Genomic DNA, 12,102 nt, shown 5'->3' with positions numbered 1-12,102 from the left:
ACTCTCACTTAACAGGTGACAACTATTATTAGAGTAATCATAAGATAGGTTTAAACAATGAAAAAGCCCAGTCCTTATCTCACTTTTGCAGGTACGATTCCATTTATAGCCTGTGCATTTTTATTGATGGTAGACGTTGTTACCGTGCCTATGCTTGGTTCAGTAGGCGATGTATTAAGTGCTTATGGGCTAGTGATTGCATCATTTATGGCAGGCGCGCATTGGGGTAATCATTTGGATTTAGCTGACGACAATAAGTGGGCTGTTAGGCTTCCACTGTATAGCAATGTCATTGCGCTTGGCCTCTGGCTTGGTTTTTTGATCTTATCCGCCAGTAGCTTTATTTGGCTATTAGTAATTGGGTTTATAAGTCTGTTGGTTATCGATTATAATCTGAATCGAGCGCAGATTATCAGTCATGCTTACTTTAAAGTAAGGCAGTATGTCACGGCGATAGTGGTCATATCGTTAGTCATTGCGGCATTACAGTTGTAAGTAAAATTGACTAAGTCATGTCTAAATAATAGTTAAAGAACAGCCAGATTGCTTTCTCTATTTTTATATAGTCAAATCCATATAAATCCGCTACATCGTCATCCTCGCTAAGCATACTAATGTATAACTTGCGCTCGGTTTCCTTGTATCGAAATTATTTGAATTCAACTATACTTGAGATTTTGCTTCTAGAGATTTCCGTAGGCGCTACACTTTAATGGATAGAATATTTCAATAATCAGACTAAAGATTTATAAAGTTTATTTAAAATGAATGTTATAATTAAAGCCATCTATACTCCTCTAAGAAGATGGCTATGCAATCTATCAAGTTACCTAGCAAGCCACCAAGTTCCCCGCATTCCATCCTTAATTTAAGCTTTCGCATATTTTTTAGTGCTGCTGCGCTATTTGCCGTAGTAACGATGCTGCTATGGGCGTTTGTATTCACTGGTCACACGGATATCGATGCACAGGTTTTGAACCCGTTATACTGGCATGGCCATGAAATGGTGTATGGTTATGCCCTGGCAGTGGTAGCTGGGTTCTTGCTAACCGCGGTCAAAACATGGACAGGGGTAATGATGCCGCATGGTTATAAGCTGCTAGGTATCTTTGTCTGTTGGTTGCTGGCACGTCTGAGCTGGTTGGGTTTTGGGATTGGCATAACGCTCATAGGTCATAGTATATCGTGGCTATATATAGCAGCCATTTTTGATGTAGTATTTATCGCCTCGATGGCATATGTGATATGTCGAGCAGTATGGCAAGTTAAGCAATACAAGCAAATAGGTATCTTGGCCAAGCTGGCACTATTGACCTTTGGCAACGGACTCTGCTATTGGGGCATTATCAATGCTGATATGAACATAATTAAGATAGGTATTTATATTGGGTTCTATTTAATTATCGGGTTAGTGCTAACGATTGGCCGCCGCGTAGTGCCATTTTTTATTGAACGTGGTCTCAGTGTAGATATGGAAACGTCAGAACCTATTAAACTACGTAATAGTAAGACACAAGATATCGCAAGCTTAGTGTTTTTCTTCGCCTTTTTTATTAGTGATGTATTTTATCCAAATAAGTATTTTTTAACGATTATTGCACTTGGCGTAGCAGTGATTAATATCGTTCGTCTGATAGGGTGGTATCATCACGGTATTTGGCAAAAACCATTACTTTGGTCGTTGTATATTGCGTTTTTAGGCATTTGTTTGAGTTTTTTACTATACGCATTACAGCCTTGGCTCAGTTATCCGCACAGCATCGCTATGCATGGACTGGCAGTTGCTGGTGTTGGTATGATGACGTTAGCAATGATGACTAGAGTGTCTTTGGGACATACGGGTCGCAGCATTCATCAACCGCCAAAAATGGTAAACGTTATGTATGGCTTGATGGTATTGGTATTTATCAGTCGCGTACTACTACCGCTAGTAGATATGAGTCATTACCTAATATGGATTATGGTGGCGCAAAGTGCTTGGATAGCGTGTTTTTTGCTATTTTGCATCAGTTATCTGCCCATGCTGGCACGTCCTCGGCCAGATGGTTTATTTGGTTAAAGCGGGCTAACGATACTGTTTTCAAATGCAATTACCAAAAATGCGACTTACTTTGTCTAGGGCGTGTCATCAATTAGCACATTGATGCAATTTATGGCCTTAAAAAGGCTAAATTTTCGCTAAACTGTGTCAAAGTTCTTGTCAATATGTTCATATTCATTGCGAACTTTTCCTTATTTAGCATCAATTTATCTTATTTTAATGCTCATAATCTAATTGATGACACGCCTTAGCTTAATATATAAAATGTATAAAAATAGGAGCGCAAGTACATGCGACTGACCAATTATAGTGACTACGCGCTACGCTCATTGATTTATTTGGCTGTGAGACCAGATCTGTCGCTACTGGCTAATATTAGCGATATCGCTGACAGCTATGGTATTTCCAAAAGTCATTTGACCAAAATTATTCATCAGCTGGGTCAGCTTGGTTATATAGAAAGTGTGCGTGGCAAAAACGGTGGCATACGCTTGGCACGTGCACCTAAAGATATAAATTTGGGCATATTGATCAAACAGATAGAGCCTGATTTTAATTTGGTAGAGTGCTTTGCCGTACTAACGTCTCATAAGGATAGTGAGCAGGGCGCTCATCAGGCGGATTTGCCAGTGACATTCATTGAGGAAAAAAAGAATAAATCACTGGGCTGCGTGATTAGTCCAGCCTGTCAGCTTAAAAGCGTGTTCTTTGAAGCGCTCACCGCATTTGTTAATGTGCTTGAGCGTTATACACTGGCAGATATTCTGAACAATGAAGATGAATTGGCTACTTTGCTGTTTCGATAATAGTGTCGATATGATTATAACCAGCTCACAAAAATGGGTCGCTACATTAGTAAGCACAGTAATAGCGACCCGTTTTTATGTTTATTAAAAATATATGTTTAAGGCGTGAGAAATTAGGCGCTTTCTAGTTTTGGACGTGCTTTCTTAACGGCTTTCACCAGTGCTTTCTCAAACCCACCTTCTTTGAACTGAACAAGATAAGAATGCGCAGCACAGAAATTGCGTACGTCACGCCATTCATGAGCCAAATTGGTCGCCCAGTCGCAGTATTGCGCGCCAGCGTTTGGCTCGTTTTTCAGGGCTTTTTTGGTCGTGGGGTGCAATATCAGCTCAGGCAATACAGCTTCTAATAACTTAATTGGTGGACTCATAAAAGTATCATCTACATGCAAGCTTTGACTAGCAGGATGATAAGCCAATAAAGAACCTGCATGGATCATCTCATTGGGCGAGATATAATAAATGCCCTCTGACATTGAAAACTTAAGCTCAGGATAGCATGCAGCGACTGCGTCACTTTCTACCAAGTCATCTGCCCAATCGATTTCTGGTACTTTTTTATGGTGACGGCTACTGCCATAAAAGGTGGCTTGCGGGAAGTCTTTGGCCATTTGAGCACAGCTGACTGTATGAAACGGATGTACGTTCAGCACCGCTTCGACATCTTGACCATTATTGGTTAATGCCATAACCTCATCTCGAACATCACCCGTGAGGGCGTAACTGTCCAAAAAAATAAATTTCCCTGATGATAGCTTGACTAGCGAGCATTGAGTGCCGATATTTAGCACGCCACCGAGACGGAATGTTCCGCGTATGTTCCAAAATCCTGCGCCTAAATCATGAATGTGATCAGTCATTTATAATTTTCCTCGTCTAGTTAATTAAATAAAATATGTAAATAAAACAAAGCTACTTTTTCACTATAAGCTTTGTCTTTCGAGCTGTTTTAATGGTATGTGTTCTAACTCTTTACGCCTTTATGTTTGTTTTTATGCCTTCTCAAGCTCAGGGCGAGCCAAATCAATCGCTGATATAAGTGCTGTCTCAAATTGACCTTCCTCAAATACCACTAAGCCTGAATGTGCGCCACAAAAATGACGGACATTACGCCACTCACTTGCCAGCTCTACTGCCCAATCACAATAGTGCTTAGCTGCGTTTGGCTCATCTTTGAGCGCTTTTTTGGTAGTAGGGTGTAAGCCCAGATTAGGCTGCACGGCGTTCAACAACTTGGAAGGGGGTATCTCAAAGGTATCATCGACATAAATGCTCTGGCTAGCAGGATGATAGACCAATAAGGAGCTGGCATGAACCGTCTCGTCAGGTGAGATATAATGGATGCCTTGAGGTATAGAGAATTGGAGTTCAGGGTAGCGCGCAACAATGGCATCGCTTTCGACCAAGTCGTCTGCCCAATTGACTTCAGGTACTTGCTCTGGATGTCGGCTACTCCCATAGAATATTGCTTGCGGAAAGTCTTTGGCCATTTGAGCACAGTGTACTGTATGAAATGGATGAACATTGAGGACAGCTTCGACATTTTGACCGTCATTGGTCAATGCCATGACTTGCTGACGCACATCACCAGTTAATGTATAGCTATCTAAAAAGATAAATCGCTCTGATGATAGTCTTATGAGTGCACATTGAACCCCAATATCAAGGATACCGTTTTTAATAAATGAGCCTCGAATACTCCAAAATCCTGCACCCAAATCATACATCTCATCAGTCATCAACATTGCTCCTTAATCGTTCATTTATTCAATCGTTTTATTTGCTTGTAGCACCCTATATTCGGTTCAATATAATTTGGATACAAGGAAGGCGAGTGAAAGCACTACAAGTTGTAGACTAAACGAGCCTGATACCGTATCCAATTTATAGAGGATTGACTATACGATTATTGATTTTTATGGCAGTAAAGTCTGTAAGAAAAAAGATAGAAGCAATGTAAATGTGTAAAAATAAAAAAGAGTTGTTATTCAAATGTCATCATCAGCAGTGAAAGCTGTTCTTCTTTTCGTAAGTAGGTTAAAAATAGCTTATAAACAGTCTTTGTAATCATAGGCTGATATACGAGGATCATTTTTGTAGCTTTCATTGCCACATAAGAATTTATCGAAACGGGTATCACCGTTAATATAACGCTGCATCCATGCAATAGCAGGCTTACTCAGTAGCTTCTCGTTAAAACGATGACTAGCACAGAAATGACTGCCGTTGTTAATCTCGACCTTCATTTTTGGACCGTCAGCTTTTTGATAAAAGGTATTGGTATATTTTTTATTCGGGGCGATACGGTCATTTTCACAAGCGATGAATAGAGCAGGCGTATCCATCGCGCCATAGCTCGTATCGTGATAGGGTGTTTGTGCAATGATGGCTTGCACCGTACTGCGTTCAGTTGCCAATCGTAGCGTACCGCCGCCGCCCATTGACCAGCCAATCGCGCCCAAACGATTTGGATCTATCATATGCCCCACTGTTTCATTAACGATGAGATAATCGAGAGCCGCGCTCAATTGCTCAGCACGGCTATCTGGATTATCGTAAATGGAGCTAGTATTAATAGTGATAACGACAAATCCCCAAGAGGACAAACGCGGTCCCCACCATTTGATAGAAGACTCATATGACACATAACCTGGCACTACCGCGATACCACCTAGCAGACCACAGTTAGCAGCATCCGTTGGATAATGTATGGTACCGCCACCAAAGCCATTGGCTGATTGGCGACTCACATGCTTGGACTTTATAGAAAACGGACCGTTATCACGTGTTTTTGTGAGCTCAGTAGCAGTGATAGCGTCATCCTTTATACAGTCTACTGCCGCTAGTGAGTTTGTAGCGTCGAGTGTTGATCTAACTGGGTTGAGGCTTTTAACGCTAGTCTCGGATACAGTTACTTCTGCTATAGCCATTGTAGAGAAAACCAATGTGCTCATCGCGATAATAAGTTGTGAAAGCATCATATTTTTCATCATAGTAAATTGTATTCTAAAAGGTTGTGTGGTCGTGCATGTCTATGGGTTAGAAAAAATAGACGTAGGTAGTGATTGTTAATTGTCAACGTCATCAATCGTTAAAGCAGTTAAGTACTCAACAAGTGCGTCAAGAGCATCTAACCATACTATCCTGTATATGCAGTAAACGTAACGTTGATCATGAACTTGTGAGTCGAAAGCTGTCTTCACCGTCTCAAGTCGAAATGTGATTCCTAGTCAAGTTTTTCTACGATAATCTCGTACCCGAATAAAGAATCTATCAAGTGGCAATAACACTTTTAAACCTGAGTATATTGATGAATGTGCTACCATAATTTGCTTGTCATTATGATGAGCATTTATCGTTTAATAACGGTGCTTTTGCTTATACATTTAGCATAAATCACCGTTATTTCTCTCTATCATCCACGCCAGTGACGGTTATTATTTACAGTCATGGTATAACCAATATAGTCAGATCCCCTGTGAATAATTCTAAAGATCAGATTCAAGATATAACAGCTGTGCCACCAGTCACATCCAATCATTCAACGTCGTGGATATTGAAGCTCACAATTGGCCTGATAGGTATGTTTGCTTTTTTGCAAGTGTATTCTATTCAGGCAGTACTACCGGTCATGATGGTGGACTTTGCTGCGACCGAAGTACAGGCTGGCATGATCGTTGGTGCTACTGTGTTGGCAATCGCCATTATGTCACCATTTCTAGGTATGCTTTCAGATGCGGTCGGGCGCAAGTCGTTTATCGTTGGTGCTTTATTGTTTTTGGCGATACCGACAGCGCTCATTGCCCAGAGCTCGAGCATTGAATGGGTCGGCATTTGGCGTTTTATGCAAGGATTGTCTGTGCCGGGTATTACGGTGGTGACAATTGCCTATATCGGTGAGGAGTTTGAGGGCCGGGCAATGACTGAGCTGATGTCCTTTTATGTGTCAGGATGCGTGCTTGGCGGCTTTATGGGTCGGTTTTTGTTAGGGCATTTACATGAGCTGATTGGCTGGCGTCATGGCTACTATGTGATGACGGCGATGACGCTATTGGGGGCAATATGGGTTGGCAAGATGCTACCATCGTCTCGTCATTTTGTGGCCAATCCTAATTTTCGCTCAGCGATACAGACGCTGGGTGAGCATGTCACCAATCGCTATGTGGTAACAGCATGTCTGCTTGGCGCTTGCGTGCTGTTCTCCCTTGTAGGCTGCTTCACTTTTATCAATTTACATTTGGCAGATAAGCCTTATGAGCTTGGCACTGGTGCGCTCGCCAATATTTTTGCAGTATATTTGCTTGGTGTTATTATCACGCCATTATCTACGACATTGCTACGCCGATTTGGATCGGCGCGTACAGTACGGGTGGCTATCGTCGTATCTATGGTTGGGGTGTTATTGACTCTGGTCACGCCATTATGGGGGGTGATTATAGGACTGGCTATTATGTCATCTGGTGTGTTTATTACGCAGTCAGCGACTATTAGTTATATAGCGGTCAATGTGAAAAAGGGTCGTTCATTAGCTTCGGGTCTATATTATATGGGCTACTATACAGGCGGTACGCTAGGGGCATGGCTGGGTGGCATAGCTTATGCGCGAGGGCAGTGGTCTCTTACCGTATGGTTGTTATTGTTTGTGCAAGTATTGGCGTTATTAATAGCCAGTTTTGGAATGATTAAAACCACAGTACGGGCAAAGTGATTGGCTGTCTTATGTAGTATGTGTATAGCCAGCCATCTTGTGATACTTAATGTAAGACCGCTTTACACAGCGCCGCTTTTTTCTTACTATCAATAACGATGTTATTACATTATAAAAATTAAAATGGTTAGCGCAGTAGGTTTTATGCTGCTATTAACTTGATTGTTATTATTATTGTTATTTATCCCTTATCAGTACGACAAACAAGGAAGTCAGATCTATGTCAAACATTTACCACAGTGCACCATCTGCCTACGATTATCCATTACTGGTCAAGCAGCTATTAAGCCGTGCAAAAACGGTATCGCAAGATCAAGAGATTGTGTATGCGGACAAAAAGCGCCTGACGTATAAAGAGTTGTTTGAGCGTATCAATCGTTTGGCCGACGTATTGGCAGACCTAAAGCTTGATGCAGGTGATGTGGTTGCCGTGATGGATTGGGATAGTCATCGCTATCTTGAGTCTTATTTTGCCGTGCCAATGTCAGAGTACGTTTTACAGACCGTCAATATCCGTCTATCGCCTGAAAAAATCCTTTATACCATCAACCATGCCAAGCCTAAAGTGCTCATGCTCAACTCTGAGTTTGCGCCATTGGTGAAAGACTATCAGTTCGAGAACTCAAGTATTGAGCATATTATCTGGCTTGATGACAACGGTGTCACTGCTGAAGGTATCTTTGGTAGCAATCAAAGCCGTGTCACAGGCGAGTATGAAGCGCTATTAGAAGCTGCCAATAGCGAATTTGATTTTCCAGATTTTGATGAAAACACCATCGCAACGACCTTTTATACGTCAGGCACGACAGGTGATCCAAAAGGGGTTTTCTTTAGCCATCGTCAGCTAGTGCTACATACACTAGCAGAAGCGGCAACCTTGGGGATGCTGCCTGATAAGCAAGGCGTGAGCTATGGTGATGTCTATATGCCGATGACGCCAATGTTCCATGTGCATGCATGGGGTTTTCCGTTTACAGCAACGATGGTAGGTCTAAAGCAAGTCTATCCAGGTCGCTATGCGCCTGATACGTTGATGGACTTAATTGTCAATGAAAAGGTCAGTATCACCCATTGTGTACCAACAATTTTGCAAATGGTACTCAAAGAAGCACAAGATCGCGATGCCAGCTTTAATGGTCTAAAAATGATTATTGGTGGTTCAAGATTGACCGAAGGTCTAGCAAAAATGGCGATGGCCCAAGGTATTGAAGTTTACACAGGCTATGGTATGTCAGAGACCGCCCCGCTTATTAGCTTAACGGGTTTTAGTCTCGATGAGCCAACAATGACGGAAGAAGAAGACATTGCTCGTCGCTGCATGACAGGTAAGCCAGTGCTCATGGTTGATGCCCAAATTTGGGGCACAGACAATAAATCAGTTGGCACCGGTAAAGAAAATACAGGAGAGTTGGTATTACGCGCACCTTGGCTGACCCAAAGCTATCTTAAAAATGACGACGCTGGCAAGGAGCTGTGGGAAAACGGCTATATGCACACCCAAGACATCGCCTACATACGTCCTGATGGCTATATTAAAATAACCGATCGCTTAAAAGACGTGATTAAATCAGGGGGTGAGTGGATATCGTCGCTGGAAATTGAGACGATTTTATCGTTACATCCGTCAGTGGCTGATGTGTCAGTGATTGGCGTACGTGATAAGCAATGGGGCGAGCGTCCATTGGCTTTGGTGGTATTAAAGCCTGATGCTAAGGATACCAGTGCTGATGATATCAAAGCGATTGCAGAACAAGCGGTAGAGCGCGGTATCATTCCTAAATATGGCGTCCCAAGCCAGTTTAAGTTCGTTGATGAGCTACCCAAAACTTCCGTTGGCAAACACGACAAAAAAGTCATGCGTGAGATGTATGCCAATCAAACTGAGATTTAATTAGTATTAGTTAAATGTTCAAATATTTGTATTCGTCAAAATGTAGCGCGTATTACACGCTTAATAGTTGACCTTTCCGATAGGCTCTGCTACATTTTAAACCGATACATATCGTATCGGTTTTTTTCAATTCTGGCAAGGATGACCAGTATTTATTAAGACATGGTTTTTTATAGTTGAAGCATTTTAGAGTTGGTATTAGCCAGTTGCACGCAGACAGTGCGCCGTGCGAGGTGAATACCGTTATAACTTATTATGTGCCTTAACTATAAAATACTATTGCCTCATTTCTCGTTTATGCTAAGGACAGCTACTATGAGCGACCATTCCCAATCTCCAGTTTCTACCCAAACGACAGACACGCCAAACTTCGCTGATATTTATCATGAGTCTATTACGGATCGAGAGCAGTTTTGGGCTGAGCAGGCGAAGCGTATCTATTGGCATAAAGAGCCTGAGCAAATTCTAGATGACAGTAATCTGCCTTTTGCCAAATGGTTTGTCGGCGGTGAGACCAATCTTTGTTATAACTGCGTCGATCGCCATCTAGCAGACCGAGCAGAGCAAGATGCTTTTGTGTGGGTGTCATCAGAGATTAATCAAGAATTGATAGAAACCTTTCCAGCGGTTGTTGATTCGTTTAAAGATTTGGGCAATAACGTCGAGTTTTATACAGACTATACCAAGCGTCGCCTGACTTATAATGACCTATATAAAGAAGTTAATTATTTTGCCGATGTGCTACAGCGTCACGGTATTGGCAAGGGTGACCGTGTCATTATCTATATGCCGATGATATTAGAGGCGGCTTATGCCATGCTGGCTTGTGCTCGTATTGGTGCCGTCCATTCAGTCGTATTTGGTGGGTTCGCCGCCCATAACTTGGCTATCCGTATGGACGATGCCGAAGCCAAAATGGTCATTACGGTAGATGCAGGGCTACGAGGCGGTAAGGTTGTCAATTATAAAAACCTAGTCAATCAAGGCGTTGAGCAAGCGACTGTCAAACCAGAGCATGTCTTAGTCATCAATCGCGGAATATTGCCATTTGAAACCAAAGCGATCGATGTCGATTATGCAACCGAGCGTCGTCACAGCTGCGAGGCCAATGCAGTCGTAGAGCCAGTTTGGCTTGAGTCAAATACCCCGTCCTATTTGCTTTATACTTCTGGGACTACTGGCACACCAAAAGGGGTGCAGCGCGATACGGGTGGTCATGCCGTCGCGCTGACGACGTCGATAGATTATGTCTATGATGGCAAGGCTGGCGAGACGTTCTGGGCGATATCTGATATTGGTTGGGCCGTCGGGCACTCTTATACGATCTATGCGCCGTTACTGGCGGGTATGACCAGTATCATGTATGAGGGCTTGCCGCATATGCCAAACCCTGGTATCTGGTGGCGTATCGTTGAAGCCAACAAAGTTAATATTTTGTTCACCGCACCCACAGGTGTGCGCATGCTCAGAAAACAAGACGAAAGCTGGATGACGCGTTACGATGTGTCTAGTGTGAAGTCGTTCTTTTTGGCAGGTGAACCGCTTGATGAATCAACGGCTAGTTGGTTGACTCAGCATCTAGGCGTACCAATTTTAGATCACTATTGGCAAACAGAGTCTGGTTGGCCAATCCTCAGTCATACGCCAAAGTTCAATCATAAGCCTCACAAGCAGGGGTCACCTGGTTACCCGATGTATGGCTATGAGGCGCATGTTATCAATGAGGAAACGGGCGATCCTTGTCAGGCTGGCGAAAAAGGATTGCTTGCAATTAAAGCACCATTACCGCCTGGGTGTCTCACCACGGTATGGCGTAACGACGAGCGTTTTATTAGCAGCTACTTTGGTCTGTTTGATGGCCAGCAGTACTCAACCTCGGATTATGCAGTGACAGATGAAGAAGGTTATTTCTACATCTTAGGCCGTACCGATGACGTGATAAACGTTGCAGGACATCGCATAGGCACACAAGAGATTGAAGAGGCAATCAGTACGCATCCAGAGATGGCAGAATGTGCCGTAGTGGGTATTCAAGACGAGCTAAAAGGCGAGCTACCTATTGCGTTCTGCGTCCTAAAAGATCAAACGCAAATTGAAACCACTGAAAACCGCTTCCGTATCGAGCAGCAAGTGATAGGCGCTGTCGTCAAATCTTTGGGCGGCATCGCGCGACCAGCTGCTATATACTTCCCTCAGGCACTGCCCAAGACTCGCTCTGGAAAAATCTTACGTCGCTCAATTCGTGCTCTGGCGGAAAACCAACCGACAGGAGATATGTCAACGCTTGATAACCCAACCGCTATCGATGCGATCAAGCAAGCGATGAAGGATTACTGATTGATATAAATTAGCACTATATGAGTTAGCGATGGTGTTAATCGCACTCGAAAGATAGGTTAAATTCAAAAAGCTCATGAGTCATCATGGGCTTTTTCGTTTTTGTTATTTAGACAATTTTTATAGGAACACGTGCTATCAAAATAAACTTATATAAAAATTTGATAAAGCGCTTGACCGTAAAAATGGTTTATTGTTATAGTCAATAACGATACAAAATAAATCATTTTAAAATTTAGTTTTTAATAATGTTTTGTAGACAAACACTCATCGCTTTTATTTTTCTAATAAATATATAGGTGCCGTCACACGGTAGTCT

9 protein-coding genes are annotated in these 12,102 nt (G+C 42.6%); 6 read left to right on the top strand and 3 right to left on the bottom strand.

The annotated features are described in order from the left end of the window. Nucleotides 1-57: 57 nt before the first annotated feature. From ACQKCP_RS04430 to ACQKCP_RS04420, 3 genes are all read left to right on the top strand, one after another. Complete coding sequence (locus ACQKCP_RS04430; protein WP_427611432.1) at nt 58-495, top strand: DUF3429 domain-containing protein; 438 nt, start codon at nt 58-60, stop codon at nt 493-495. 316 nt (nt 496-811) lie between these two features. After that, complete coding sequence (locus ACQKCP_RS04425; RefSeq protein WP_427611431.1) at nt 812-2,059, top strand: NnrS family protein; 1,248 nt, start codon at nt 812-814, stop codon at nt 2,057-2,059. A gap of 272 nt (nt 2,060-2,331) precedes the next feature. Beyond that, a complete protein-coding gene (locus ACQKCP_RS04420) occupies nt 2,332-2,847 on the top strand; it encodes an Rrf2 family transcriptional regulator (protein WP_427611430.1) in 516 nt (171 codons plus the stop codon). Nucleotides 2,848-2,960: 113 nt separating this feature from the next. On the opposite strand, the gene ACQKCP_RS04415 is transcribed toward ACQKCP_RS04420, so the two are convergent. The 3 genes from ACQKCP_RS04415 to ACQKCP_RS04405 form a co-directional block, all read right to left on the bottom strand. Further along, nucleotides 2,961-3,707, bottom strand: coding sequence for a hypothetical protein (locus ACQKCP_RS04415; protein WP_427611429.1), 747 nt, complete (start codon nt 3,705-3,707; stop codon nt 2,961-2,963). 132 nt (nt 3,708-3,839) lie between these two features. Beyond that, nucleotides 3,840-4,586: a hypothetical protein gene (locus ACQKCP_RS04410; RefSeq protein ID WP_427611428.1), complete on the bottom strand. Its 747-nt coding sequence runs from the start codon at nt 4,584-4,586 to the stop codon at nt 3,840-3,842. Between the two features lie 309 nt (nt 4,587-4,895). Next, nucleotides 4,896-5,828 carry a dienelactone hydrolase family protein gene (locus ACQKCP_RS04405; RefSeq protein WP_427611427.1) on the bottom strand — a complete coding sequence of 311 codons (933 nt, stop codon included), beginning with the start codon at nt 5,826-5,828 and terminating at the stop codon, nt 4,896-4,898. Between the two features lie 536 nt (nt 5,829-6,364). On the opposite strand from ACQKCP_RS04405, the gene ACQKCP_RS04400 reads away from it, so the two are divergent. From ACQKCP_RS04400 to ACQKCP_RS04390, 3 genes are all read left to right on the top strand, one after another. Beyond that, nucleotides 6,365-7,555, top strand: coding sequence for an MFS transporter (locus ACQKCP_RS04400; protein WP_201568044.1), 1,191 nt, complete (start codon nt 6,365-6,367; stop codon nt 7,553-7,555). Between the two features lie 220 nt (nt 7,556-7,775). Beyond that, entirely contained in the window at nt 7,776-9,446 is a 1,671-nt protein-coding gene (locus ACQKCP_RS04395; RefSeq protein ID WP_427611426.1) for a fatty acid--CoA ligase, read from the top strand. A gap of 315 nt (nt 9,447-9,761) precedes the next feature. Beyond that, a complete protein-coding gene (locus ACQKCP_RS04390; RefSeq protein WP_427611425.1) occupies nt 9,762-11,783 on the top strand; it encodes a propionate--CoA ligase in 2,022 nt (673 codons plus the stop codon). Nucleotides 11,784-12,102 lie beyond the last annotated feature (319 nt).

Source organism: Psychrobacter sp. NPDC078631 (assembly GCF_050268165.1).
GTDB lineage: Bacteria > Pseudomonadota > Gammaproteobacteria > Pseudomonadales > Moraxellaceae > Psychrobacter.
Note: the sequence above shows the minus strand (reverse complement) of the source record. Positions and strands in the feature narration are given on the sequence as shown.

Bases quoted from the DNA above. Each gene is read 5' to 3' on its own strand.
- ACQKCP_RS04430 (WP_427611432.1), top strand. From the start codon at position 58: ATGAAAAAGCCCAGTCCTTATCTCACTTTTGCAGGTACGATTCCATTT.
- ACQKCP_RS04425 (WP_427611431.1), top strand. From the start codon at position 812: ATGCAATCTATCAAGTTACCTAGCAAGCCACCAAGTTCCCCGCATTCC.
- ACQKCP_RS04395 (WP_427611426.1), top strand. From the start codon at position 7,776: ATGTCAAACATTTACCACAGTGCACCATCTGCCTACGATTATCCATTA.
- ACQKCP_RS04415 (WP_427611429.1), bottom strand. From the start codon at position 3,707: ATGACTGATCACATTCATGATTTAGGCGCAGGATTTTGGAACATACGC.
- ACQKCP_RS04405 (WP_427611427.1), bottom strand. From the start codon at position 5,828: ATGATGCTTTCACAACTTATTATCGCGATGAGCACATTGGTTTTCTCT.
- ACQKCP_RS04420 (WP_427611430.1), top strand. From the start codon at position 2,332: ATGCGACTGACCAATTATAGTGACTACGCGCTACGCTCATTGATTTAT.
- ACQKCP_RS04410 (WP_427611428.1), bottom strand. From the start codon at position 4,586: ATGACTGATGAGATGTATGATTTGGGTGCAGGATTTTGGAGTATTCGA.
- ACQKCP_RS04390 (WP_427611425.1), top strand. From the start codon at position 9,762: ATGAGCGACCATTCCCAATCTCCAGTTTCTACCCAAACGACAGACACG.